This window comes from Stenotrophomonas acidaminiphila (assembly GCA_002951995.1).
In the GTDB taxonomy this organism is placed as follows: Bacteria; Pseudomonadota; Gammaproteobacteria; order Xanthomonadales; family Xanthomonadaceae; genus Stenotrophomonas; species Stenotrophomonas acidaminiphila_A.
Genome location: CP019797.1, coordinates 2,398,161 through 2,423,366 on the forward strand (window position 1 = coordinate 2,398,161; position 25,206 = coordinate 2,423,366).

The window sequence follows — 25,206 nt, forward strand, 5'->3', positions numbered from 1 at the left end:
GGCGGCGACGGGGCACCCATCGCCGTCGCCCGTGAGCGCGTGGCGCGCGGCCCGCGCATCGCGCTGGTGGCCGGGGAAACCTCCGGCGACCAGCTCGGCGCCGGACTCATCGCCGAACTGCGCCGGCACTTCCCCGACGCCGAATTCGCCGGCATCGGCGGCGATGCCATGCGCGGCGCCGGCTGCCAGACCTGGTTCGATGCCAGCGAGCTGGCGCTGATGGGCCTGGCCGAGATCCTGCGCCACCTGCCGCGCCTGCTGAAGCTGCGCCGCGCGTTCCGCGAGCGCGTGCTCGACTGGCGCCCGGACGTGTTCATCGGCATCGACGCGCCCGACTTCAACCTCGGCGTCGAACGCTGGCTCAAGCAGCGCGGCATCCGCACGGTGCACTACGTCAGCCCCTCGGTCTGGGCCTGGCGCGAGAAGCGCGCCGAGAAGATCGGCGCCAGCGCCGACCGGGTGCTGTGCCTGTTCCCGATGGAGCCGCCGATCTACGCGCGGCATGGCGTGGACGCACGCTTCGTCGGCCACCCCATGGCCGATGCGATCCCATTGGACAGCGACCGCGCCGATGCCCGCACCCGGCTCGCACTGCCGGCCACCGCGCCGATCCTGGCGGTGCTGCCGGGCAGTCGCCTGGGCGAGATCGGGCGGCTCGGCCCGGCGTTCTTCGAGGCCGCCTGGCAGGTGGCCGAGCGCATGCCCGGCCTGCACATCGTGGTCCCGGCGGCCAATGCCCGCTGCCGGCAGCTGATCGACCAGCAGATCGCCGCCTCGGCGCTGCCGGCCGCGCGCCTGCACGTGCTCGACGGCCAGGCCCGCGACGCGCTGACCGCCGCCGACGTGGTGCTGCTGGCGTCGGGTACCGCCACGCTGGAAACCATGCTGGTCAAGCGGCCGATGGTGGTTGGCTACCGCGTGTCGGAGCTGACCTACCGCATCGCCCGCGCACTGAAGCTGGTCAAGGTCGACCGCTACGCGCTGCCCAACGTGCTGGCCAGGCGCGACCTGGCGCCGGAACTGATCCAGCACGACTGCACGCCGGAGCGCCTGGCCGCGGCCGTGCTGCGCTGGTTCCAGCATCCCGGCCACGTGCCGGGGCTGCAGGACGACTACCGGCGCCTGCACCTGGAGCTGCGACAGGACGCGTCGGCACGCGCCGCCGACGCGGTGGCGGAGTTGCTGGGTCCGGAAGCCGGCGGCCAGCAGCCCGAGGCGCACCCGCGATGAAGGCCGACACCGGCAGCCTGCCGCTGTTCCCCTCGGCCCCGGCCGCCGGTCCCGGGCTCCTGCCCTATGCCGGCATCGACGAGGCCGGACGCGGCCCCCTGGCCGGCCCGGTGGCCGTGGCCGCGGTGGTGTTCGACCCGCAGCGGCCGCGCATCAACGGCCTGGACGACTCCAAGGCACTCACCGCCGCGCGCCGCGAACAGCTTTTCGAGCGCATCGTCGAACGCGCCCTGGCCTACAGCATCGTGCTGGTGGACGTGGCCGAGATCGACGGCATCAATATCTTCCAGGCCACCATGCAGGGCATGCGCCGGGCCGTGCAGGGCGTGGCGCACGTGGCGCAGTTCGCGCGCATCGACGGCAACAAGGTGCCCAAGGGCCTGCCGTGCCCGGCCGAGGCGCTGGTCGGCGGCGACGCCCTGGACCGCGCGATCATGGCCGCCTCGATCCTGGCCAAGGTCAGCCGCGACCGCTACATGCTGGACCTGCACCTGCGCCATCCCGAATACGGCTTCGACCAGCACAAGGGCTACGGCACCCCGGCCCACCTGGCCGCGCTGCGCGCGCATGGCCCGTGCCCCGAGCACCGCCGCAGTTTCGCACCGGTGCGCGACGCCCTGGCCGTGGCCTAGCCACGGCCCCGGGTGCATTGGCCGCCCGTCAAGCCTTGTCCGCTCCCGCCCCCGCCGCTACCCTGCCCGTTCACCGCAGTGATCCGGCATGAGCACTCCCCGCTTCGTCCACCTCCACGTCCACACCGAATTCTCGATGGTGGACTCCACCATCCGCGTCCCGGCCAAGCCGGACCAGGCCGATCCGAAGAAGGCCAAGCAGGCCAACCTCCTCAGCCGTTCGGTGGAAATGCAGGCGCCGGCGCTTGCGGTCACCGACCTGAACAACATGTTCGCGCTGGTGAAGTTCTACAAGGCCGCCGAAGGCGTGGGCATCAAGCCGATCGCCGGCGCCGACGTGCTGATCGCCGAGGACGGCCACGACCCGTGGCGCATGACCCTGTTGTGCCGCGATCGCGACGGCTACCTGAGCCTGTCGCGGCTGCTCAGCCGCGCCTGGCTGGAGGGCCACCGCCCCGAGGGCGGCGTCGCCATCCACCCGCAATGGCTCAAGGACGGCTGCCACAACCTGTTCGCGCTGGCCGGGCGCCAGAGCCTGGCCGGGCGCCTGGCCGGCGAAGGCCGCCATGACCTGGCCGAACAGCAGCTGGCCGACTGGCAGCGCGTGTTCGGCGATGGCCTGCACCTGGAACTGACCCGTACCGGTCGTGACGGCGAGGAAGCCTTCAACCAGTTCGCGCTGATGGCCGCCGGCCAGCGCGGCCTGCCGGTGATCGCCAGCAACGACGTGCGCTTCCTGTCGCCGCAGGACTTCGACGCGCACGAGGCGCGGGTGTGCATCTCCACCGGGCGCGTACTCGACGACCCCAAGCGCCCGCGCGAGTACAGCCGCGAGCAGTACCTGAAGTCGCCGGAACAGATGTGCGAGCTGTTCGCCGACATCCCCGACGCCATCGACAACACGCTGGCGCTGGCGCAGCGCTGCAACCTGGAGATGCGGCTGGGCACCTACTTCCTGCCCAACTACCCGGTGCCCGACGACGAGACCCTGGACACCTGGATCCAGAAGCAGTCGCGCGACGGCCTGGAAGAACGCCTGCAGAAGAACCCGCTGGCGCCGGGCAAGACCCGCGAGGACTACTTCGAGCGCCTCGAGTTCGAGCTCCACACCATCATCAAGATGGGCTTTCCCGGCTACTTCCTGATCGTGGCCGACTTCATCCAGTGGGGCAAGAACCAGGGCATCCCGATCGGCCCGGGGCGTGGTTCGGGCGCCGGCTCGCTGGTGGCCTGGGCGCTGAAGATCACCGACCTGGATCCGCTGCCGTACAACCTGCTGTTCGAGCGCTTCCTCAACCCGGAACGCGTGTCGATGCCCGACTTCGACATCGACTTCTGCATGGACCGCCGCGACGAGGTGATCGACTACGTCGCGCGCAAGTACGGCCGCGAGCGGGTCAGCCAGATCATCACCTACGGCACCATGGCCGCCAAGGCGGTGGTGCGCGATTCCGGGCGTGTGCTCGGCTTCCCGTACGGTTTGGTCGACGGCGTGTCCAAGCTGATCCCCAACATCCTGGGCATCGGCCTGAAGGACGCGCTGGGCAAGGGCAAGGAAGGGCCGGATTCGGAAATGGCCTCGGCCGAGCTGATCCAGCGCTACCAGAACGAAGACGACGTCCGCGACCTGATCGACCTGGCGCTGCAGCTGGAAGACCTGACCCGCAACGCCGGCAAGCACGCCGGTGGCGTGGTCATCGGGCCCGAGCCGCTGTCCGAGTTCTGTCCGCTGTACGCCGAACACGACGAAGGCAGCCTGGGCAAGAACCCGGTCACCCAGTTCGACAAGAACGACGTGGAGGAAGTGGGCCTGGTGAAGTTCGACTTCCTCGGCCTGCGCACGCTGACCATCATCGACTGGGCGGTGAAGGCGATCAACAAGCGCCATGCGCGCGCCGGCATCCCGCCGGTGGACATCGCCGCGATCCCGCTCGACGACGCGCCCACCTACAAGGACATCTTCGCCAACGGCAACACCGGCGCGGTATTCCAGTTCGAATCCTCGGGCATGCGCCGGCTGCTGAAGGACGCGCGCCCGGACCGCTTCGAGGACCTGATCGCGCTGGTGTCGCTGTACCGCCCCGGCCCGATGGACCTGATTCCCTCGTTCAACGCGCGCAAGCACGGCCAGGAAGAGATCATCTATCCCGATCCGCGCACCGAAGCCATCCTCAAGGACACCTACGGCATCATGGTGTACCAGGAGCAGGTGATGCAGATGGCGCAGATCGTCGGCGGCTACTCGCTGGGCGGCGCCGACCTGCTGCGCCGCGCGATGGGCAAGAAGGTGCCGGCGGAAATGGCCAAGCACCGCGAGATCTTCCGCGAGGGCGCGGCCAAGGGCGGCGTCGACGGCCCCAAGGCCGACGAGATCTTCGACCTGATGGAGAAGTTCGCCGGCTACGGCTTCAACAAGTCGCACGCCGCCGCCTACGCGCTGGTCAGCTACCAGACCGCCTGGCTCAAGCGCCACTACCCGGCCGAGTTCATGGCCGCGACGCTGTCCTCGGACATGGACAACACCGACAAGGTGGTCGGCTTCCTGGCCGAGGTGCGCAACCTCGGCCTGCGCGTGGAACCGCCGCGGGTCAACGAATCGGCGTACATGTTCGAGGCGTCCTCGGCCGACACCATCCGCTACGGCCTGGGCGCGATCAAGGGCGTCGGCCAGGGCGCCTGCGAAGCGGTGGTGGCCGAGCGCCTGCGCGGCGGCGAGTACACCACGCTGCTGGATTTCTGCGCGCGGGTGGAATCGGCCAAGCTCAACCGCCGCACCCTGGAAGCGATGATCCAGTGCGGCGCGCTCGACGGCCTTGGCCGCAACCGCGCCTCGCTGATGCTGCAGCTGCCCGAGGTGCTCAAGGCCACCGACCAGATGGCGCGCGAGAAGGCATCGGGCCAGAACTCGTTGTTCGGCGCGCCCGATCCGGTCAACGCCGCCGCGCAGCTGGACCTGCCGGAAAGCCGCGAATGGCCGGTGGCGCAGCTGCTGGGCGGCGAACGCGAGACCCTGGGCTTCTACCTCAGCGGGCATCCGTTCGACCCGTATGCCGATGACGTCAGGGAGCTGGTCGGCACCGACCTGGGCGCGCTGGACAAGCTGGTCGCACCGGCCCCGCCGCCGCGCGACGGCGAGAAACGCGGCTGGCGCCAGGAAGCGCAGGTGATCCTGGCCGGCATGGTCGTGGGCATGCGCCGCAAGGGCGACAGCCAGGTGTTCGTGCAGCTGGAGGACGGCAAGGGCCGGGTCGAGTGCAGCGCCTTCTCCGACGGCCTGGCCGAGTTCGGCCACCTGATGACCAAGGACCGTATCCTGGTGGTCAAGGGCGGCCTGCGCGAGGACGAATTCAACGGCGGCTACGCGCTGCGCATCCGCCAGTGCTGGGATTTCGAGCAGCTGTGCGCCGACCACGCGGTGCGCCTGTCGCTGCGCGTGGACGGCCGCGGCGGCCCGGTATGGCAGCGCATCGAACCGCTGCTGGCCACGCACCGCCCCGGGCGCACCCCGATCCGCCTGGACCTGCTGCTGAAGGGCAAGGACGGCGGCGGCGTGGCCGGCATGCTCGACCTCGGCGGCGCCGGCGCGGTGCGGGTCAGCACGCAGCTGCTCGACGCCCTGCGCGAGGACCCGGCGGTGCGCCGGGTCAAGCTCGCCTACAGCCCGCCCTGGGCCAGCTGAAGGTCCGGACGGCCGCGTACGGGTGCACCCGACGCGTTCGGCTACACTTCCCCACTTTCATTCAAGACGGTTTCCGATGAACCCGAATTACCTCGATTTCGAGCAGCCCATCGCCGATCTGGAAGCCAAGATCCAGGAGCTGCGCAGCGCCAGCGCGGGCCCGGCGGTCAATGTCGAGGCCGAGGTCCGGGCACTGCAGGACAAGCTGCGCCTGCGTACCGCGCAGATCTTCCGCAACCTCTCGTCCTGGCAGGTGCTGCAGGTGGCACGCCACCCCTCGCGCCCCTACACCCTGGATTACATCGGCATCTTCTGCGACGAGTTCCAGGAGCTGGCCGGCGACCGTGCGTTCGCCGACGACAAGGCCATCGTCGGCGGCCTGGCCCGCATCGGCGGCCGCCCGGTGATGCTGATCGGCCACCAGAAGGGCCGCGACACCAAGGAAAAGATCAAACGCAACTTCGGCATGCCCAAGCCCGAGGGCTACCGCAAGGCGCTGCGGCTGATGAAGATGGCCGAACGCTTCGGGCTGCCGGTGCTGACCCTGATCGACACCGCCGGCGCCTGGCCGGGCATCGACGCCGAGGAGCGCGGCCAGTCCGAGGCCATCGCCCGCAACCTGATGGAAATGGCCGAACTGAAGGTGCCGGTGATCTGCACCGTGATCGGCGAGGGTGGCTCCGGTGGCGCGCTGGCGCTGGGCGTGGGCGACCGCACGGTGATGCTGGAATACAGCGTCTACTCGACCATCAGCCCGGAAGGCTGCGCCTCGATCCTGTGGAAGGACGCCGGCAAGAACAAGGAAGCGGCCGAGCAGCTGGGCATGACCGCACCGCGGCTCAAGCAACTGGGCCTGATCGACAAGGTCGTGCGCGAGCCGATCGGCGGCGCCCACCGCAACCCGAAGCAGATGGGCCGGCGCCTGAAGGCGGTCCTGCTCAACGAACTGGACGCGCTGGAAAAGCTGCCGGTCGACGCGCTGCTGGCCAAGCGCTACGCGCGGCTGCGCGGCTATGGTGCCTACGAGGCCGCTTGAGCCGGTTCCTGAGGCGCGCGCGAAAAGGCCGGCATCCGCCGGCCTTTTTCGTTTTCAGCACGGTGTGCGTGCCGGCGGGTCAGAACGGCTTGGCCAGCACCAGGTAGACGATGGCGATGAACAGCACCAGCGGCAGTTCGTTGAACCAGCGCAGCGCGCGCGCCGACGGCAGCGCGCGGCCGGCATCCACGCCCTTGAGCCAGCGCCCGGTGAAGATGAAATACACCAGCAGCAGCACCACCAGGCCGAGCTTGGCGTGCAGCCAGCCGGCGGCGCCAGGCGCGACCATGGTCGGGAAATCCGGCAGCACCCGGTAGCCCAGCCACAGCACCAGCCCCAGCACGAAGGCCAGGCCGAACATGACGTGGCCGAAGCGGTACAGCCGCCGCCCCATCAGCTGCAGGCGCTGCCCGACCTGCGCCTGGCCGGCGGCCTCGGCCAGGTTGACCAGGATCCGCGGCAGGTAGAACACCGCGGCCATCCACGCCACCACGAACACGAGGTGGAAGGTCTTCACCCAGAAATACGACTGCATGCGCTGGCTCCATCGGCGGCGTAGGATGGCCGCATTTTCGCCCATCCGCCGCCGACACGCACATGCAGGAAAAGCACTACGACGCCGCCTATTTCCAACACTGGTACCGCCGCGGCGACATCGGCGGCCCGGCGCGGCTGGCACGCAAGGTGCACCTAGCCGTGGCCACCGCCGAGTACTACCTGGAGCGGCCGATCCGCAGCGTGCTCGACATCGGCTGCGGCGAAGGTGCGTGGCGCGCGCCGCTGCTCAAGCTGCGGCCGAAGCTGCAGTACATGGGCTTCGACGGCAGCGAATACGCCGTGCAGCGCTACGGCCGCACCCGCAACCTGCACCTGGCCCGCTTCGGTGATTTCCAGTGGCTGCGCCCGTGCGCGCCGGTGGACCTGCTGGTCTGCGCCGACGTCATGCACTACGTGCCCAGCCGCGAACTGCGCCAGGGCCTGCCGGGGCTGGCCGAGCTGTGCGGCGGCGTGGCGTTCCTGGAGACCTTCACCGCCGACGACGAGTTCCATGGCGATCACCAGGGATTCCAGGCGCGCCCGGCGCGCTGGTACCGTCGCCAGCTGGCGCAGGCCGGCTTCCGCGCCGCCGGCTCGCACTGTTGGCTGGGGCCGCACTGCGCCGACGACATGGCAGCGCTGGAGCGCGGCGGCTGAACCCGCGCTACGCCATCGCGTCGCGCGGTCGCCCCACGGCCTGCACCGCACACCGCCGGCCCCGCCTTTCGCCTGACACACCCCGCGGCTTGCGGCGCGCCCGTGATTCAGGGGGATGTTCTCCGGACACGTTCCGCAGGTACGGGGCTCTGCCGCCCCGCCGGTCCTGCAGGGCCCCACTCCGCGCACCGGCCGGATCCCGCCGGTGCCGCGTCCGTCATTCTCCGCTTAACGCCGCACCCGCCTGTTTGCGTTATGCTGCAAGGCACCATATGACCATACATATTGCCCGGCATGCTCTATCAACTGCATGAGATGACCCGCAATCTGCTCGCGCCCTGGGTCCACCAGGCGCAGGCCAACGCGGCGTTCTTCAACACCCCGGGCCACTGGTGGTCGTCCATGCCCGGGGCCGACCGGCTGGCGGCGATGAACGAACTGTTCCACCGCCTCGGCAAGGATTACGAGAAGCCGGAGTGGGACATCCACGAGCTCGAGCTCGATGGCGAAGTCGTGCCCGTGGCCCAGCTCACCGAACTGGAAAAGCCGTTCTGCCGCCTGCTGCGCTTCAAGCGCCACAGCAACGACGGCGCCCGTGTCGAAGCCCTGCTTGCCCAGCCCGCGGTGCTGGTGGTGGCGCCGTTGTCCGGCCACCACGCCACCCTGCTGCGCGACACCGTGCGTACCCTGCTGCGCGACCACCGCGTGTATGTCACCGACTGGATCGACGCGCGCATGGTGCCGGTGGAACAGGGCGAGTTCGGGCTGGACGATTATGTCGAGTACGTGCAGGCGTTCATCCGCCACCTCGGCGCCGCCAACCTGCACGTGGTCAGCGTCTGCCAGCCGACCGTGCCGGTGCTGGGCGCGGTGTCGCTGATGGCCGCCCGCGGCGAAACCACGCCGCGCTCGCTGGTGATGATGGGCGGGCCGATCGATGCCCGCCGCAGCCCCACCGCGGTCAACAACCTAGCCACGCGCAACCCGCTGTCGTGGTTCGAGAACAACGTCATCCACACCGTGCCCGGCCCCTACCCGGGCCAGGGCCGGCGCGTGTACCCAGGCTTCCTGCAGCACGCCGGCTTCGTGGCGATGAACCCCAGCCGCCACCTGATGTCGCACTGGGATTTCTACACCGACCTGGTCAAGGGCGACCTGGACGACGCCAACGCCCACCGTCGTTTCTACGACGAGTACAACGCGGTGCTGGACATGCCCGCGCGCTTCTACCTGGACACCATCCGCGTGGTGTTCCAGGAGTTCCTGCTGCCGCGCGGGCAGTGGCACGTGCGTGGCGAACGCGTGGACCCGTCGGCGATCCGCGACACCGCGCTGCTGAGCATCGAAGGCGAACTGGACGACATCGCCGGCCTCGGCCAGACCGAAGCCGCGCAGGCGCTGTGCACCGGCATCCCGGCCGCGCGCCGCAGCCACTTCATCGTCGAGGGCGCCGGCCACTACGGCATTTTCAGCGGCCGCCGCTGGCGCGAGGTGGTGTACCCGAAGGTACGCGACTTCTTCATCGCGCAATCGCAGCCGGCGGCGGCGAAGAAGCCGCGCAAGGCCGCCGCCAGCAACGTCACCCCGCTGCGCCGCCGCGCGCAGCGCTGAGACACCACGCCCGTCCCGCACGCGCCCGCGAACCGGGCGAACCGCGGGCAGCGCTGCCGGCAAAAAAACGGGGCACCCAAGTGCCCCGTCGTTCGTCGCCCCGCCGGTCCGCCTACAGCCGCACCAGCAGGTGCTTGGCGATGGCCCCGTGCAGCCGGCCGATGGCACGCGCCAGGTGCAGGGTCGCCAACAGCAACACCAGCCCCACGGCCACCGACAACGGCCATACCCACAGGCCGCCGCCCAGGTTGACATCGTTGATCCAGATGCCGACGGGCTGGTCCAGCGCCACGTCGGCCAGCGGCGCGAACACCAGTGCCAGCGAGGTCGAGAGCAGGGTCGTGGCAACGCTGAAATAGACCACGCCCAGCGGCAGCATCAGCACGAAATACAGCATGGTCAGCCAGGTGCGCACGTCGGTGAACATCGCCCCGATCCGCGCCAGCCAGCCCTGGCTACGGTCGGTGTACATCGGCCGGCGCGGCATGCGCACGCCCAGCAGCGCCTCGATGATGCGCCCCTCCACCAGCGACAGCACCCGTACCGACCCCAGGAACAGCAACAGCACCGGGATGCCGATGATCAGGATCAGCAGCGACACCGACAGCGACAGCCCGGTCACCACCCAGGTGAAGAAGAACACGCCGGTGACCAGCGACAGCAGCATGTAGAACAGCGCGCCATAGGTATGCGGGTCCAGCACCACGCCGAAGAAGCGTGCGGCCGCCGGGCGCGGCCTGGCGGTGGGCGCGGCCGGGGCGGTGGCGGCCACGCCCACCGCGGGCGTGGCGAGCGGCGGCGTTGGCGGCCGGCGACCCGGCAGTGGCGTGCGCAGCGCGCGGTTCACCGTCACCTCGGTCTCGCGGTAGATCTCGGCCACCTCCTCCGGCGCGCCGTAGCTGCCGGCGACACCGGCGATCACCTCGGCCTCGCTCTTGCCGGGCTGCTCGGCCAGCTCCGAGCGCAGGTACTCCTCGGCGTCGTACAGCGCGTCCTGGACCATCGCCGGGTCGGCACCGGCCAGCGCGGCGCGCAGCTGCTCCAGGTATTCGGGAATCGTGGTCGGCAGCGGCCGTGGGTTGGTCTCGTTGTTCATCGTTCGACTCCCTCCAGTACGGACTCCAGCGAGTCCCGGGTGGCATTCCAGGCCGCGATCCACTGCTTCAGCACGGCGCGTCCCTCGTCATTGATGCGGTAGTAGCGCCGTGGTGGCCCGGCCACCGACGGCTCGACATGGCTTTCCAGCAGGCCGGCGCCTTCCAGGTTGCGCAGTACCGGGTACAGCGCGCTCTGCTTGCCACTGAGCACGCCATCGCCGGTGCGCTCCAGTTCCTTGGCGATCAGGTACCCGTACAGCGGCTCCCCGGCCTTGGCCAGCACCGCCAGCAGTGCAAGCGACACCGTGCCGGCGCTGAGTTCCTTCTGGAATTTGCGCAGTTGGGCCTCGAAATCACCCATCGTCCCGCTCCTGCCAACTAGCCTGAAGCCAACACTATTACTCACTTCGCTATAGCGGATGTGCCGGTAGTCACCCCACTCCCGGCATGGTCTGGCGGCGGCCCCGGGCGATCCGCCAGAATCGGCCCACACCCGATCACGGAACGCGCCCGATGACGCTACGCCCGACCCTGCTGGCCCTGGCCCTGATGCTGCCCCGCTGCCGGCGCTGGCCGCCGACGCGCCGGCCAGGTACCGCAGCGCGCAGGAGATCCTCGCTGCCTCGCCCGACAGCGACTGGCACGTGCCCGCCGCCGACAACCTGCTGTACATGGACCTGGACGGCGGCCGCGTCATCATCGAACTGGCCCCTGAATTCGCCCCCGAACACGCCGGCAACATCCGCACCCTGGCGCGCGAGGGCTTCTGGAACGGCACCAGCATCTACCGTTCGCAGGACAACTTCGTGGTCCAGTTCGGCGACGCCGATGCCGACGACCCGGCCCGGGCGCGGCCGCTGGGCAGCGCGAAGACCCATCTGCCGGCCGAGTTCCAGCGGCCGTCCCGGGGGCTGGCGTTCACCGCGCTGCCCGACCGCGACGGCTGGGCCGCGAAGACCGGCTTCGTCGGCGACTTCGCCGTTGCCGGCGACGGCGAACACACCTGGCTGGCGCACTGCTACGGCGCGGTCGGTGCCGGCCGCAACAACGACGAGGACAGCAGCATCGGCGCCGAGCTGTACGTGGTCACCGGGCAGTCGCCGCGCCAGCTCGACCGCAACATCACCCTGGTCGGGCGCGTGCTCAAGGGCATGGAACTGCTCAGCACGATCAAACGCGGACCCGAGCCGATGGGCTTCTACGAAGACCCCGCGCAGCGCACGCCGATCCGTTCCATCCGCCTCGCCAGCGACGTGCCCGCCGCGCAGCGCACGCCGCTGCGGGTGCTGCGCACCGACTCCAGGACCTTCGCCGACATGGTGGAAGCGCGCCGCAACCGCCGCGACGATTTCTACAAGCGCCCGGCCGGCCATATCGACCTGTGCAACATCCCGCTGCCGGTGCGCTGAGCCGGGCCGCATGCGGGTGACGCCAGCGGCCACCACCGCATGCGGTCACCGGCCGCTGCCTAGCTGTGATCTCTCAGTAGGTTGTTCATCCGGGGCATCGCTGGAAGATGGGGGTTACGACACCAACCCAGCCCCCAGGAGCCCCGGATGAACCTGCATAAACATGCCCGTTTGACGCCTCGCGGTCGAGCCCTGCTTGTGGACCGCATCCTCGTGCAGGGCCTGCGCATCGCGGAGGCCGCCCATGCAGCTGGCGTGAGCGTGCGCACGGCCTACAAGTGGCTGAAGCGGTACCGGGAAGAGGGTCCTGCTGGCTTGGCCGACCGCAGCTCCCGGCCGCATGCCTGCCCCCATGCCACACCGTCAACCATCGCAGCGCAGATGCTGGAACTGCGACGCTCACGCCAGACCTATCGCCAGATCGCCCAGCGGCTGTCCGTGGCGCCAAGCACCATCGCCCGGTTGCTGCGCCGTGCCGGACTGCACCGCTTGGCCGAACTGGAGCCGGCGCTGCCGGAGAACCGCTATGAACACGCCCGGCCCGGCCAACTGCTGCATCTGGACATCAAGAAGCTGGGGCGGATCGGTTCCCCGGGCCACCGTGTGACCGGTGACCGCTCGCATCGACACAGGGGCATTGGCTGGGAATACGTCCATCTGGCCATCGACGATCACTCGCGCGTGGCCTTCGCCTCCATCGAGCCGGACGAGCGCGGGACCAGCGCCTGCAAAGCCCTTATCCGCACGGTGCGCTACTACCGCAGCCTGGGCGTGTGCTTCGAGCGGGTGTTGACCGACAACGGCACCTGCTACAGGTCGCGCCGTTTCCAGCGCCTGCTCCGTCGCCTTGGCATGCGCCACCTGCGCACGCGTCCCTACACCCCGCGCACCAACGGCAAGGCCGAACGCCTGGTCCAGACCAGCCTGCGCGAGTGGGCCTATGCCCGCGCCTATGACAACTCCGGGCAGCGGGCTGGCGCCCTCCATGACTGGCTGCATCACTACAACTGGCACCGCCCTCATGCAAGCCTCGGCTACAAACCACCCATCTCCCGCATACCCCTGAACAACGTGCTGGGTTTACACACCTAGCGCTGGCTGACCGCCACGCTGCCCAGGACCAGGCCGCCGGCGAGCAGCATCTGCAGGGTCACCGGCTCGCCCAGGAACAGCCAGGCGAACAGCGCCCCGAACAGCGGGATCAGGTAGGTGACGGTGGCCGCGCGCGACGCTCCGATCCGCCCGATCAGGCGGTAGAACACCAGGAACGCCAGGCCAGTGCAGAGGATGCCCAGGGCGACGGCACTGGCCCACGAGGCGGCCGGCACCGGCTGCCGCGGCCAGTGGCGCAGCGCCATCGGCAGCATCCACAGCGATGCGCAGCCCAGCGTGGCCGCCGCCGCCGCGGCCGGCGGCAGTCCGCCCATGTGGCGACGGACCAGGTTGGCGCCCAGCCCGTAGAGCAGCGCCGCCACCGTGCCGGCCGCCACCGCCGCGCCGATCGCCAGGCCCGACACCTTGGCCGTGGCCAGCACCACCACGCCGGAAAAGCCGACCAGCAGCGCGAACGCCCGGCGCGGGCCGATCTTCTCGCCGAAGAACAGGAAGCCGATCAGCGCGGCGAACAGCACCGTCATCGCGTTGCAGATCGCGCCGATCGCCGCCGGCGCACGCTCGGCCGCCCACGCGAACAGCACGAACGGCAGCGCCGAATTGACCAGGCCGACAGGCGCCAGCCACAGCCAGCGCCGCGCCGGGAAAAGCGCACGTGCACGCCACAGGAACGGCATCAGCACCAGCGCGCCGAGCAGCAGGCGCACCTCCACCAGCGCGTACGGGCCGAAGTCGGGCACCGCGATGCGCATGAACAGGAACGATGCGCCCCACACCATGCCCAGCCCCAGCAGTTCCAGCGGCGTGGACCAGTCGCGCGCCACCGGCGCCGGCCTCGCCCCGCTCATCGGCCCGGCTCCCTCACCCTTGTTTCCTTCCGCACCGCGCCTGCCATCGACATCCCTCCGTGGGTGGAATGCAAGCATCCCTGCAACCGCGCCCGCTGACAAACAGCGCGCGCACGCGCCGCCGCGTTTCACGTTGCCTTGCCCGCCCGATGCCCAGGCTGGGGGCCCCTTCCCACGGAGCTCCCCCATGCCCCTGCTGCGCATCCGCATCACCGGCGACGCCGACGACGCCCTGGCCGTGACCGACCTGCTGCACGGCCTGGAAGGCATCGAACACGTCGAGGAGACCGACGACCTGATGCCGCACATGGACGACGAGGACTCCAGTTCGGCCGGCCTGTCCGACGACATCGGCCCCGGCATCCACGAACTGGAAGTGGAGGTCGGCAACACGGCCACCGCGGACAAGGCGCGCCGGGCGGTGGAGCTGCTGGCCCGCGAACGCGGACTGGTCATCGAGTACGAGCAGGACGAGGGCTGACGGCCCGGGCGGGCGCCGGCAGGCGCGGCACCGCCGCGGTTTGATCCTGGTCAAGACATCGCGGCCGGCGGCAGCGCACATTCCGCTGTCCATCCACCGCTACAGGAGACCACCGCGATGACCGACCTTTGGCTCGACACCCTGATCACCGCCACCCCGCAGGAAGGCTTCGAGCTCGCGGTCCTGTTGAGCCGCCGCAGCGTCAAGTACACCCAGCCGGACCTGTCCATCCTGCAGAAACTGCGGCCGGAGTATGCCGACTCCACCGACGCGCTGACCGCGGCCGCCCAGGTGCTGGCACTCAATTTCCAGACGGTGGCCGCGGCCAATAATTACTGGCGGCCGTGAGGTCGCTGGCGCACCCCGGTGCGCCCTGCGACCGGCTCACCCCTGCCGCTGGCGCCGGCAACGGCGCCGGGGCTGCAATCCACCGCACCGCAGCACGACGGCGGCAGGCCGGGGGTGAAGATGCCGCGGACGTCTCCAGCGCGCGATCGCTCTGTATCCCGGGGCCGGGAATGCACGGTCCGTGGCCGCCGCGGTCAGCCCGGTGGCCACGCCGGCCGCAACGGCGTCGTGCCCGGCGCAGCCCACGGCCGGCAGTGGCAGCGGGTCAGCCCGGCCGCGCAGCCGTCAGCGGCTGGCGCCGTCGTAAGGGTGGATCTCCAGCGCCTCCAGATCGACGTCCGGCACGCAACGCAGGTTGATCGCCACGGTCGGCTGGCCACTGCGCGGGTCGACCGCTTCGCTGAACGGAGCAACGCCGCAGACGTGGCAGTGGTGGTGATCGATGTGCCTGGAATTGAAGCGGTAGCTCTCCAGGTGCGCCGGATCGGTCCGGAGTTCGAAACCGCTGCGCGGGCCGAACCACAGCAGCGAACCGCGGCGCCGGCAGATCGAACAGTTGCAGGACACGGCACTGGCGATCGGCTCGGCCGACTCGAACGCGAACGCGATGCGCCCGCAGTGGCAACTGCCTTCGTAATGCATCGCATCCCCTCCACCGGCTTGTCTGGCGGACATGGTAAGCCAATGGCAGGGGCGTCCGCCGCGGCACTGGCCTATGCTGGACGTTTCCTCCGCAACAGGTATCCCGATGCGCAAGCACCTGCTCGCCGCCGCCCTGCTCGCCAGCCTGGCCGGTTGCCAGAACAGCGACGCCCCGTCCTCCCCGTCCGCCACCACCGAACAGGCCGGCCAGAGCCAGGCCGACGCGCAGTTCGCCGAACTGTCGAAGAAGGCGCTCGATACCTGGATGCAGCTGTCCCCGGTCAGCGCCACCCAGATCGGCGACCACCGTTACGACGCCGAGCTGGATGACCTCAGCGCCGCCGGCCAGCAGAAGGGCCTGGACGCCAGCAAGGCGCTGCTTGCCGAGCTGGACCGGATCGACACCGGCAAGCTCGGCCGCGAAAACCAGGTGGACGCGGCGATCCTGCGCAACCAGCTGCAGTCCGACATCTGGAGCAACGAAACCCTGCAGTCGTGGAAGTGGGACCCGCAGGTCTACACCGGGCTGGCCGGCAGCGCCATCTACGGCCTGATGGCGCGCGAGTTCGCGCCCCTGCCCGAGCGCCTGAAGTCGGCCACCGCGCGGATCGAGAAGATCCCGCAGATCTTCGCCGCCGCGCGCGCCAACCTCGACCCGGCACGCGTGCCGAAGATCCACGCCGAAACCGTGGCCAAGCAGAACCGCGGCATCCTCAGCCTGGTGGAGACCTTCATCGTCCCCAACATCGGTCAGCTCGACGCCGCCGACCAGGAACGCCTGAAGACCGCCATCGCCACGCTGACCACCGCCGTCGAAGAGCAGCAGGCGTGGCTGGACAAGACCCTGGTGCCGAACGCCCGCGGCGACTTCCGCATCGGCGCGGAGAAGTACGACCAGAAGCTGAAGTTCTCGCTCAACTCCTCGCTCTCGCGCGCCGAGATCGGCGAACGCGCCCGCGCCGAACTGACCCGCGTGCGCAAGGACATGTACGGCATCGCCCAGGTGGTGCTCAAGGACAAGCCGGGTGCGCCGGAGATGCCGGCCAACCCGAGCGACGAGCAGCAGCAGAAGGCGATCGAGGCCGCGCTGGAACTGGCCTATGCCGACAAGCCGGCCCGCGACAAGGTCGTCGACGACGCCAAGGCCGCGCTGGCGCAGTCCACCGAATTCGTGCGCACGCATGACCTGATGACCCTGCCCGACGCCCCGGTCGACATCATCCTGATGCCCGAATTCCAGCGCGGCGTGGCGGTGGCCTACTGCGATTCGCCCGGCCCGCTGGACAAGAACCTCAAGACCTTCTACGCGGTCTCGCCGATCCCCGACGACTGGAGCGACAAGCAGGTCGATTCGTTCCTGCGCGAATACAACAGCCGCATGATCCACCTGCTGTCGATCCACGAAGGCACCCCGGGGCATTACCTGGAAGGCTGGCACTCGGGCAAGTTCCCGTCGACGCTGCGCGCGGTGCTGCGCTCGGGCCTGTTCGCCGAGGGCTGGGCGGTCTACACCGAACGCATGATGCAGGAGCAGGGCTACCTGGACAGCGACCCGCTGTTCCACCTGGTGCAGCTGAAGTTCTACCTGCGCACGATCGCCAACGCCATCCTCGACCAGGGCGTGCACGTGGACAACTGGAGCCGCGAGCAGGCCATGCAGCTGATGACCCACGACGCCTTCCAGCAGGAGAGCGAGGCCGCGGGCAAGTGGGTGCGCGCGCAGCTGACCTCGGCGCAGCTGCCGACTTATTTCGTCGGCGCGCAGGAGCACTTCGACACCCGCAAGGCGGTGCAGGACAAGCTCGGCGCCGACTTCAAGCTCAAGGCTTACCACGACCAGATCCTGTCCTACGGCGCGCCGCCGGTGCGCTTCGCACGCCAGCTGATGCTGGACCAGCCGATCGAGTGACCGTCCCGCGAGGGGACGCGCAAAGGCCCGGGGATTCCCGGGCCTTTGTCGTTGCGGCGCCCGCCAGCGCCGCCCGCGCCGCGCGCAGGCCTGCAAGCGATCGCCGGCCTGTCCGGCCACCGCGCCGCCGCGTTCATGCAGGCCGGTACCGCGCCGGGGCATGATCGGCCCAGGCAACCTGCCTCCAGGAGATCGCATGAACGTGATGCTTGCCGCGCTGCTGTCCACCGCCCTCACCGCCACCCCCGCGTTGGCCGCCGCGCCCGCCGTGCCGGCCGACTCGCCGCTGGTGGGCCAGTGGCTGCTGGACGTGGACAGCCTGCCGATGCCGCCGGAAGCGCGCCCGAAGCGCGTGGACCTGGTGTTCGCCGCCACGCCCGACGGGCGCTGGAACGAGCGTGTCCAGATCGTCGGCCAGGACGACAAGATCATGCATGCCGAATCCACCCTGGCGCTGGACGGCACCCCCGGCCGCGCGTCGGGCACGTACTGGGTCGACGTGCTGGCCGCCAAGATGCCGGCGCCGAACGTCCTGGTCATGCAGTTCGTCTACGAAGGCATCCCGCGCTCCACCCGGGTGTACTCGGTCAGTGCCGACGGCAACGTCATGACCGAGACGGAGTCCTACTTCAAGGACGGCACGCCGGTACTGCGGACGGCGTTGTTCAAGCGCGCCGGGCGCGCCCGCTGACCGCGGCCGCCGCCCTGTCGCGGACGCGGACCGCCACCGGCGCCGGCGCGGTTGACGCCCGCCCGCGCCGGCGCCAATGATCGGCACTCATCCCGCCGGCGCACGCCATGCAAACGATCGACTGGAACGACTTCAGCAAGGTGGAACTGCGCGTGGGCCGCATCGTGGCCGCCGAGCCGTTCGCCAAGGCACGCCGGCCGGCATACATCCTGCAGGTCGATTTCGGCCCGGAGATCGGCGTGCGCAAGTCCAGCGCCCAGATCACCGACCTGTATGCGCCCGAGGCGCTGGTCGGCAAGCAGGTGGTGGCGGTGGTGAATTTCCCACCCAAGCAGATCGGCCCGCTGATGTCCGAATGCCTGGTCACCGGATTCCACAATGCCCACGGCCACGTATCGCTATGCGTGCCCGAACACGATGTCCCGCTCGGCACCCGCCTGCTGTAACGCGCTTCGGAGAACCCCATGGACAGCGATTTCCTGTGCCGCTTCCTACTGTGGTCGCTGGCGTTCAACTACGCCGTCCTGCTGGCCTGGTTCCTTGCCTTCGTGACCGCGCGCGACGCGCTGCGGCGGTTGCACGGCCGCTGGTTCGCGCTGCCCGATGCCAGCTTCGACGCCATCCATTACGGCGGCATGGCCGCGTACAAGATCGGCATCCTGCTGTTCAATCTCGCTCCGCTGGCGGCGCTGTGGCTGGCGCGCCGCGGTGGCTGATCCGGTGCCTTCGTCGACCGCCAGGGTTTTCCCGCCGGGGACGCACATGACCGGCGCCATCACCGACCGGCGCAGCGCGCGCGGCGGGCGGCCAGCGCAGGGCGCGCCGGCGGCTTCACCAGCGAAGACCCGGCGGCGATGAAAGCCCGGGGGCGGGAGCGCGGGGCCGAGGTCCGCGGCAACGCCGGGGGCGAGGCCGGGCTGCTGGCCCGGGCCGACAGGATGCCCGCGGCCGGACGCGACAGGGTACGGCACATACATGCGCTGGTCATGGCCGCCGCAGCCGGCCTGCAGCCACGCACCGGGCAGGGCATGCCGGCGTGGGCGCGGGACGCCAGGGCGCGGCGCCTGTTGCAGGGCGCGGGCAGATTCGACACCGGTTACGCCAGCTGCGGCTTCAGCGACCAGGCGGCACTGGACAAGGACGGTGGCCAAGAGCCCTCGCCATCCACCGGTTCGGCGCTGCCGGGGCCGCCATGCCGACCGCACCGGTGCGCCGGGCCGCCGGCTGAACCGGCCCCGGCGCCCCGCTGATCCGCGGCGGCGCCACCCACCACCACAACCCACGGGGACAACGCATGGGCAAGGGACGTCTTGAAGCCTTCAGTGACGGCGTACTGGCGATCATCATCACCATCATGGTGCTGGAGATGAAGGCCCCGGAAGGCGCCACGCTCGACGCGCTGCTGCCGCTGGCGCCGTCGTTGCTGAGCTATGTGCTCAGCTTCATCTACGTGGGCATCTACTGGAACAACCACCATCACCTGCTGCAGGCCTGCAGGCGGGTCACCGGCAGCGTGCTGTGGGCCAACCTGCACCTGCTGTTCTGGCTGTCGCTGCTGCCCTTCGCCACGCGCTGGATGGGCAACAACCACCTGGCGCCGCTGCCCTCGGTGGCCTATGGCGTGGTCCTGCTGGCCGCGGCCATCGCCTACTGGCTGCTGCAACGGCGCATCATCGCCGCCGACGGCAGTGAATCGGTGCTGCGGCACGCGCTGGGCGTCGACTGGAAAGGCAAGCTGTCGCCGGTGCTCTACCTCGCCGGCATCGGCGCCACGCTGGTCGATGCGCGGCTGGGCCAGGCGCTGTACGCGCTGGTCGCGCTGCTGTGGCTGATTCCCGACCGGCGCATCGAGCACGAACTCGAACACTAGTGCGCGCATGTCACGCGCCGGCGGCTGATGCAGGCCGGGCGCCCGCGACCGCGGCCTGCACCCGTGTCGATGGCGGTGCATCCGCCGCAGGGGCGGCCCGGCCTGCGCCGGTCCCTTGCGGCGCCGCCGGTATCCGCGGGGGTGCGGTACCCGCGCGCCGGCGCATCGTCCGGCGGCCGGCCCGCTCCCCGCACACGCCGCGCTGGCAGGCGCTCAGGGAGGCGAGCCAGCTGCCGGCGCGGGCAGCCAGTAGCCCAGCACCGCCTGCAGCTCGGCAGTCTCCACCGGCTTGCGCAACACCAGATAGCCCTGTTCCTGGGCGTCGGCCAGTTCGGCCGAATCCAGCTCGCCACTGACCATGGCCCCGCGCGCGTCCGGCAGCCGCCCGAGCAGTTCGCACAGCAGCTCGAAGCCGTTCTCGCCCGAACGCAGCCGCTGGTCGCAGAACACCACGTCCGGCCGCAAACCGGACTCGAGCAGGCGCAGGGCCTGGCTGCCGGATTCGACGCAGGTCGCCTCGAGCCCCCAGGACCGCATCAGGGTCTGCCAGGCGCTGCGCACCAACGGATCATCGTCGACGACCAGGCAGCTGCCCGACCATTGCGGCAGCATCCGCGGTGGCGGCGGGTCCAGCGACCGCGGGACCACCAGCGGCGCCACCGCCTGCACCGCGTCGGGTTGGATCCAGAAACAGGACCCCCTGCCCTCGCGCGAGCGGAAACCGTGCCTGGCCCGCATCATGGCGCAGCAGCGGGCAACCACGGCCAGCCCCAGCCCGTGGCCGGCGCTGTCGATGTCCCAGGCGTGCTCGTTGCGGAAAAACGGCGAAAAGATGTCGGTGCCATCGCGCATCGCGATGCCGATGCCGGTATCCCAGACCTCGCACCGCCAGCCGCCCGCCCGCCGTCGCACGGCCAGCAGGATGCCGCCGCGGCGCGTATAGCGCAGGGCGTTGTGCAGCAGGTTGTTCAGCGCCTGGCGCAGCAGCGTGCCATCGGCCACCACCACGGCCGCGCCCGGGGGAAGCCGCACGCGCAACGCCAGCCCGCGATCGCGCGCCTCCTCGCGGAACAAGGTCGCGACGTTGGCGATCATGCCCGCCAGATCGACCGCCTCGGTGCTGATCTGTACCCGGCCACTCTCGATCCGGGACAGGTCGAGCAGCGCGTCGAACATCTGCGTGGCCGACTGCACGCCCTGGCGCAGGTCCGCCAGGGCACCATCGAGCGCCGGATCCCGGTTGCTGCGCGAGATCGACGCCACCAGGAAGCCCATGGCGTGCACCGGCTGGCGCAGGTCGTGGCTGGCCGTGGTCAGGAACAGGTTCTTGTCGTACAGCGCCTGCTCGGCCTGTTCCTTGGCCCGGCGGAAGTTCTCGGCCAGGCGCACGCCCTCCTCCTGCAGCACGACGTTCTGCACGAAGAAGCGCAGCGAGATCGCCGAATGCCGCAGGATGGTGAGGATGTAGACCAGGGCCAACGGCATCACGTAATGCCAGTGGTCCGGGAAGGTGTAGGGCACCAGCAGGGTCACGCTTCCCCAGCCGGACAGGAAGAAGCAGCGGAACACCGACAGCACCGGCGAGGCGTGCACCGAATTGCTGGCCACGATGGCCGCGATCGTCACCAGATACAGCAGCTGGAACTCGAAGGTGGCATGCGCGGCGGTCAGCAGCGGCGGCACCGCCATGCTGCTGCCGTATACCAGCGCCACGCCATGGATCAACGGCGACCAGCGGCGCAGCACCGCCTCCGGCGCATCCTGGATACAGGCGCGCTGGTAGCGCCGGTACAGCCCGCGCACGCCCCAGAAGCCGACGAAATACCAGGCCGACCACAGCACCAGGCCCAGCGGGTCCTGCCCGAGATGGGCGTACCAGGCGATGAACGGCAGGCTGACCACGACCATCGCGCCGAAGCCGTAATTGACCCGTGCGAAAGCCACCTCGAGCAGTCCCACCCGGCGCGCCGGGCTGATGTCGGCGTAGCCCGGCGGGCTGTCGGCAGCGGCCGGTGCGGACTGGCCCGGCTCAGACATCGATCCGCTTTCCGCGCAGCCGGGTTATCAGTTCCACGCGGGTGCGCGCGCCCAGCCGGAACAGGATGCCGCTCACATGCTCTTTGACGGTCTGCTCGGTCAACGACAGCTGCTGCGCCACGCGCTTGTTCGGCAACCCCTTGAGCATCAGCGCCAGCACCTCCCCCTGGCGCGGGGTCAGCCCCAGCTCGGCCGGACTCAGCGGCAGGCTGCGCGCATCACCGTTCCACCGGCCGGGTACCGATGCGTCGTCGAACCAGCCATCGCCGCGCAGCACCGCGGCGACCGCCGACGCAAACACCGCGGGCTCGGCGTGCTTGAGCAGGAAGCCATCCACGGCCAACCGGCGTACCTTGTCGCGTATGGCCGGATCATCGTCACCGCTGATCACCAGCAGGCGGACCGCGGGACAGGCGTCGCGCAGACGCGCCAGCAGCGACAGCGCGGTGCCGTCCGGCAGCCAGAAATCGACCAGCGCCAGTGTCGGCACCCCGACCTGTTGCAGGTGGGCCCACAGCGCATCGGCGCCGCAGATGCCCTCGGCGCGCGCGAACCCGCAATGCGTACGCAGATAGTCGGCAATACCGCGCGCGACCAGCGGATGATCGTCCACCACCACGGCCGAGGGTGGGTGCCAGGGCGTCATCGCGATGCCGGCGTGGCCGGACGAAGGCCGCGATTCACGTGCGGTGCCCGGGTGCTGCGCTTGCCAGCCATCTGTCCGTCCCCCTTGTCACGGCCGCCGCGTTCCGGGGCGCCCGCCGTCGCCCGCGCCAGCCAGGCAGCGCTTCAATGCATCGCGTGCCTTGAGTCCATCGTGCCAGGCGATGTCGGCGATCGACGCGCCCTGGTAAATCACCTCGAAATGCCAGTCGTCCTCCATCCCGGCCAACAGCGCCTCGATGCTCGGTACCGCGAACAGCAGCATCGGCGGCGCGGTTGCGCTTGTCTGCGCGTAGATGGCGTTCAAGGTGGCCGGCTGCAGATTACCCTGCCTGAGGGTAACGCGCACCGGCGTGCCGTTGCCGAGCCGCGGAAAGGCGTGCTCCTGGGTCAGGGGCGAAAAGCCCAGCAGCGCGCCACGGTAGCCGCCGCCCGGCCCGAACAGGGTCACCACGATGCCATCGCTGATGCCATCGACCCGTTCGCGCTTGACCCGCTTGCCGCGCAGGAACGAGGCCGCACAGTACTCGCCCGGGCGCGCGCCGGACCTGGCCTGCATGAACTCCCACCAGCCGGCGATGACTTTCTCCCGGTAGCGGATCGCCTCTTCCTTGTTCGATTCCAGGATGTCCGCGGAATTGATCTGCGCCCGCCGGGTTTCCATCATCGATCCCAGCACATCGAACGAAGCGGCGTCCACGCCGGAGGCGGCCGCGCACGGCACGCTCGCCAGCAGCAGTCCCGCGGCCAGCACCATGTTCCTGATCATCGCCACCCTCCTTTTTCCACTGTCGTGTACCGCCGCACCCGGCGCCGTGGCGGGCGCGCTCAAGGCCCGGCCGCCTGGCGCGCCAGCGCCTCGCACATGTTGCGGGTGCGTCCCAGGCCGGCGCCTTCGTAATCGGACCGGATCAGGATGTCGTCCACCTGCCACTGCCCCTGTGCGTCAGGCCGGGTCCGGAACTCCAGGAAGCACATCGCAAAGCCGCCCGCATCGCCACCCACCACGCCCTGGCTGCCGTAGGCCGTCACCGCCTCCCGCTCCCAGGTCTGGGTGTAGCGCAGGAAACGGGTGTCCCCGGCCTGGTGGAACTGCGGGTTGCCCATGAGCGCGACGACGTCCTGCTCGGGCCGGCCTTTCCAGAGCGGCAGCAGGCTGGATTCCAGCGGCGTCAGCGTGCGCCCGTCGGCGCCCCTGCCACCGCCGCGCGCGGCCTGCGTGTCGGCCTGGATCTGTGCCTGCAGCTGCGCGATGTCCCGGCCCACGTCGGCCTGGATCGACGCGGTGCCCGTTTCCAGTTCCCGCTGTTTGTGCTTCAGCTTCTCCATCGCGGCCTGGCGGTCGGCCTCGGACAGCGGCGTGGCCCACTTGCCGCTGGGGTCGGGACGCCTGCCGGCGAGGACTTTCTCCCACCAGAAATTCTCCCAGGCGAAGGCCAGGAACTCGGACGGCAGCGTCTCCGCCAGCAACGGCAGGTCCGCCGGCAAGCCCAGCGCGGCCATGCGCTTGCCGAACGCGCCGGCGTCGAACGTGCCACCGGCCTTGATGGCGGCATGCAGCGCGTGGTCGAAGGCGATGTGGTTGCAGGCGATGGCGCCGGCCCGCGAGAGCGCCGGGGCGGCGGAGCTGTTCCAGCCGGTGGCGGCGACCGGTTCGGTTTCCAGGTCCGCGCGTCTGAGCTGGTAGCTGCCGGGCCCGATGCGGAAGGTGACCGCATCGCCGGCGCGCACCGGCGGCACGCGGTCCCCCGCGCGCGCGCCGGCCTTGTCCAGCGGCGCGGCGTTGGGGCACTGGAACTGCAGCTTCATATGCACGAATTCGGGTTTGTCCGCGCTCTCGTACACGGCCGTCACGTCGATCTCGCGGATCTCGTGCGCGCCGCCGACGTCGGCGGGCGGCGTGCGATTGGCGATGACCCGGACATCCGCGAAATAGGCGATGCGATCATCCGCGGTGCCCTCGTACTGCAGCACCACGGCAAAGGCCCGCGCCTGCGCCGGCCACAGCAGCAACGCGGCAACCAGCGGCATCCACAACCAGCGCGTGGCGATCATTCGCACATCCGGATCCGGCCGATGACGGGAACGCGCGAGGCCGTCGGCAACCGCCAGGCGCGGCCAATTATGCGTAGCCGCCCCGTCCCGGGCGGAACCCTACCGCAGTAGGGTTGAACCACTCCGGCGGCGCTGGACATCCTGCGTCTCCTTTCAAAAACCGCATGGAAAAGGAGCTCCACGATGAACAAACCGATCGCGCTGGCCACGGCGGCCATCCTCGTTGCGCTGACATCGGCCTGCGCCTCGTTCTCGGTCACCGACGATGCCATCGAGCGCAACACCGCCCAGTCGCTCGGGCTGGCCAAGGGCACGTTCACCATCACCGATCGCAGCAACGACGGGGTCAAGGCGAGTTATCTGGTCAGGACCGACAGCGGAAAACAGTTCTCGTGCTACGTCACTGGCGGCATATCCGTGACCGGGCGCGCGGCATCCGATGCGATCTGCTCCGAGCTCGGCAAGGGCGGCATGAGCGGCAAGCCCGCGACCGACGGCGCGTGCAATGCGCTGCTGAAGGCCGCCGGCAAGTGCTGAGCCGCCCGCGCGGCGACGACACCGCCACGCCCCGCGCGGGCGGTGGTGCCCTCCCGCGGTGCCCTGGCTGATGCGCGGCATCGTCTGCCGGCGGCCCACGCCGGCAGACGCGACGCCGTAGCGG

At 70.0% G+C, this 25,206-nt stretch carries 24 protein-coding genes and 2 pseudogenes; 17 read left to right on the forward strand and 9 right to left on the reverse strand.

Going from position 1 to position 25,206, the window contains the following annotated elements; genetic code table 11:
• Positions 1 to 39: 39 nt before the first annotated feature.
• The 4 genes from B1L07_10720 to B1L07_10735 all read left to right on the forward strand — a co-directional run bounded on the left by B1L07_10720 (position 40) and on the right by B1L07_10735 (position 6,577).
• Positions 40 to 1,230, forward strand: a complete 1,191-nt coding sequence (locus B1L07_10720) for a lipid-A-disaccharide synthase (protein ID AUZ56554.1) — start codon at positions 40 to 42, stop codon at positions 1,228 to 1,230.
• Between the two features lie 17 nt (positions 1,231 to 1,247).
• Positions 1,248 to 1,862, forward strand: coding sequence for a ribonuclease HII (locus B1L07_10725; protein AUZ56555.1), 615 nt, complete (start codon positions 1,248 to 1,250; stop codon positions 1,860 to 1,862).
• Between the two features lie 88 nt (positions 1,863 to 1,950).
• The gene (locus tag B1L07_10730; GenBank protein AUZ55479.1) at positions 1,951 to 5,541 is read left to right on the forward strand and encodes a DNA polymerase III subunit alpha; all 3,591 of its coding nucleotides are present in this window, start codon (positions 1,951 to 1,953) and stop codon (positions 5,539 to 5,541) included.
• A 76-nt stretch (positions 5,542 to 5,617) separates the two neighbouring features.
• The gene (locus B1L07_10735) at positions 5,618 to 6,577 is read left to right on the forward strand and encodes an acetyl-CoA carboxylase carboxyltransferase subunit alpha (protein ID AUZ55480.1); all 960 of its coding nucleotides are present in this window, start codon (positions 5,618 to 5,620) and stop codon (positions 6,575 to 6,577) included.
• 79 nt (positions 6,578 to 6,656) lie between these two features.
• Here the strand turns inward: B1L07_10735 and B1L07_10740 are convergent, their stop codons facing one another.
• On the reverse strand, positions 6,657 to 7,112 hold the full coding sequence (locus B1L07_10740; GenBank protein ID AUZ55481.1) for a hypothetical protein: 456 nt from the start codon (positions 7,110 to 7,112) through the stop codon (positions 6,657 to 6,659).
• Positions 7,113 to 7,174: 62 nt separating this feature from the next.
• Between B1L07_10740 and B1L07_10745 the strand changes: the two genes are divergently transcribed.
• Both B1L07_10745 and B1L07_10750 read left to right on the forward strand, forming a co-directional pair.
• The gene (locus B1L07_10745; protein AUZ55482.1) at positions 7,175 to 7,771 is read left to right on the forward strand and encodes a methyltransferase; all 597 of its coding nucleotides are present in this window, start codon (positions 7,175 to 7,177) and stop codon (positions 7,769 to 7,771) included.
• Between the two features lie 294 nt (positions 7,772 to 8,065).
• Positions 8,066 to 9,382: a polyhydroxyalkanoate depolymerase gene (locus tag B1L07_10750; protein ID AUZ55483.1), complete on the forward strand. Its 1,317-nt coding sequence runs from the start codon at positions 8,066 to 8,068 to the stop codon at positions 9,380 to 9,382.
• 112 nt (positions 9,383 to 9,494) lie between these two features.
• Here the strand turns inward: B1L07_10750 and B1L07_10755 are convergent, their stop codons facing one another.
• The gene (locus B1L07_10755) at positions 9,495 to 10,478 is read right to left on the reverse strand and encodes a hypothetical protein (GenBank protein ID AUZ55484.1); all 984 of its coding nucleotides are present in this window, start codon (positions 10,476 to 10,478) and stop codon (positions 9,495 to 9,497) included.
• Positions 10,475 to 10,840, reverse strand: coding sequence for a PadR family transcriptional regulator (locus B1L07_10760; GenBank protein ID AUZ55485.1), 366 nt, complete (start codon positions 10,838 to 10,840; stop codon positions 10,475 to 10,477). The genes B1L07_10755 and B1L07_10760 overlap by 4 nt, the downstream gene beginning before the upstream one ends.
• Before the next feature lie 152 nt (positions 10,841 to 10,992).
• Between B1L07_10760 and B1L07_10765 the strand changes: the two are divergent.
• Both B1L07_10765 and B1L07_10770 read left to right on the forward strand, forming a co-directional pair.
• Positions 10,993 to 11,888 (forward strand): annotated as a pseudogene (locus B1L07_10765) (peptidylprolyl isomerase).
• A gap of 147 nt (positions 11,889 to 12,035) precedes the next feature.
• Positions 12,036 to 12,980, forward strand: a complete 945-nt coding sequence (locus B1L07_10770; protein ID AUZ55486.1) for an IS481 family transposase — start codon at positions 12,036 to 12,038, stop codon at positions 12,978 to 12,980.
• Here the strand turns inward: B1L07_10770 and B1L07_10775 are convergent.
• On the reverse strand, positions 12,977 to 13,849 hold the full coding sequence (locus B1L07_10775; protein ID AUZ55487.1) for an EamA family transporter: 873 nt from the start codon (positions 13,847 to 13,849) through the stop codon (positions 12,977 to 12,979). The genes B1L07_10770 and B1L07_10775 overlap by 4 nt on opposite strands.
• A gap of 187 nt (positions 13,850 to 14,036) precedes the next feature.
• Between B1L07_10775 and B1L07_10780 the strand changes: the two genes are divergently transcribed.
• Both B1L07_10780 and B1L07_10785 read left to right on the forward strand, forming a co-directional pair.
• Complete coding sequence (locus tag B1L07_10780) at positions 14,037 to 14,330, forward strand: hypothetical protein (protein AUZ55488.1); 294 nt, start codon at positions 14,037 to 14,039, stop codon at positions 14,328 to 14,330.
• 117 nt (positions 14,331 to 14,447) lie between these two features.
• On the forward strand, positions 14,448 to 14,678 hold the full coding sequence (locus B1L07_10785) for a peroxidase (protein ID AUZ55489.1): 231 nt from the start codon (positions 14,448 to 14,450) through the stop codon (positions 14,676 to 14,678).
• A gap of 285 nt (positions 14,679 to 14,963) precedes the next feature.
• Here the strand turns inward: B1L07_10785 and B1L07_10790 are convergent, their stop codons facing one another.
• A complete protein-coding gene (locus tag B1L07_10790; protein ID AUZ55490.1) occupies positions 14,964 to 15,320 on the reverse strand; it encodes an aldehyde-activating protein in 357 nt (118 codons plus the stop codon).
• Positions 15,321 to 15,426: 106 nt separating this feature from the next.
• On the opposite strand from B1L07_10790, the gene B1L07_10795 reads away from it, so the two are divergent.
• The 6 genes and pseudogenes from B1L07_10795 to B1L07_10820 all read left to right on the forward strand — a co-directional run bounded on the left by B1L07_10795 (position 15,427) and on the right by B1L07_10820 (position 19,790).
• A complete protein-coding gene (locus B1L07_10795; GenBank protein AUZ55491.1) occupies positions 15,427 to 17,229 on the forward strand; it encodes a hypothetical protein in 1,803 nt (600 codons plus the stop codon).
• 196 nt (positions 17,230 to 17,425) lie between these two features.
• The gene (locus B1L07_10800; GenBank protein ID AUZ55492.1) at positions 17,426 to 17,920 is read left to right on the forward strand and encodes a LuxR family transcriptional regulator; all 495 of its coding nucleotides are present in this window, start codon (positions 17,426 to 17,428) and stop codon (positions 17,918 to 17,920) included.
• 107 nt (positions 17,921 to 18,027) lie between these two features.
• Positions 18,028 to 18,366 (forward strand): tRNA-binding protein, encoded by a 339-nt coding sequence (locus B1L07_10805; protein AUZ55493.1) that lies wholly within the window; start codon positions 18,028 to 18,030, stop codon positions 18,364 to 18,366.
• A gap of 18 nt (positions 18,367 to 18,384) precedes the next feature.
• Positions 18,385 to 18,636 (forward strand): hypothetical protein, encoded by a 252-nt coding sequence (locus tag B1L07_10810; GenBank protein AUZ55494.1) that lies wholly within the window; start codon positions 18,385 to 18,387, stop codon positions 18,634 to 18,636.
• A 138-nt stretch (positions 18,637 to 18,774) separates the two neighbouring features.
• Positions 18,775 to 19,148 (forward strand): annotated as a pseudogene (locus tag B1L07_10815) (hypothetical protein).
• Positions 19,149 to 19,214: 66 nt separating this feature from the next.
• Entirely contained in the window at positions 19,215 to 19,790 is a 576-nt protein-coding gene (locus tag B1L07_10820) for a hypothetical protein (GenBank protein AUZ55495.1), read from the forward strand.
• A gap of 213 nt (positions 19,791 to 20,003) precedes the next feature.
• Here B1L07_10820 and B1L07_10825 read toward each other — a convergent pair whose 3' ends face one another.
• From B1L07_10825 to B1L07_10840, 4 genes are all read right to left on the reverse strand, one after another.
• The gene (locus tag B1L07_10825) at positions 20,004 to 21,827 is read right to left on the reverse strand and encodes a hypothetical protein (protein AUZ55496.1); all 1,824 of its coding nucleotides are present in this window, start codon (positions 21,825 to 21,827) and stop codon (positions 20,004 to 20,006) included.
• On the reverse strand, positions 21,820 to 22,473 hold the full coding sequence (locus B1L07_10830) for a DNA-binding response regulator (GenBank protein AUZ55497.1): 654 nt from the start codon (positions 22,471 to 22,473) through the stop codon (positions 21,820 to 21,822). Before B1L07_10830 ends, B1L07_10825 begins: the two co-directional genes overlap by 8 nt.
• 87 nt (positions 22,474 to 22,560) lie before the next feature.
• Complete coding sequence (locus tag B1L07_10835; protein AUZ55498.1) at positions 22,561 to 23,259, reverse strand: hypothetical protein; 699 nt, start codon at positions 23,257 to 23,259, stop codon at positions 22,561 to 22,563.
• A gap of 59 nt (positions 23,260 to 23,318) precedes the next feature.
• Positions 23,319 to 24,545, reverse strand: a complete 1,227-nt coding sequence (locus tag B1L07_10840; protein ID AUZ55499.1) for a hypothetical protein — start codon at positions 24,543 to 24,545, stop codon at positions 23,319 to 23,321.
• Between the two features lie 183 nt (positions 24,546 to 24,728).
• On the opposite strand from B1L07_10840, the gene B1L07_10845 reads away from it, so the two are divergent.
• On the forward strand, positions 24,729 to 25,082 hold the full coding sequence (locus tag B1L07_10845; GenBank protein AUZ55500.1) for a hypothetical protein: 354 nt from the start codon (positions 24,729 to 24,731) through the stop codon (positions 25,080 to 25,082).
• Positions 25,083 to 25,206: the final 124 nt, after the last annotated feature.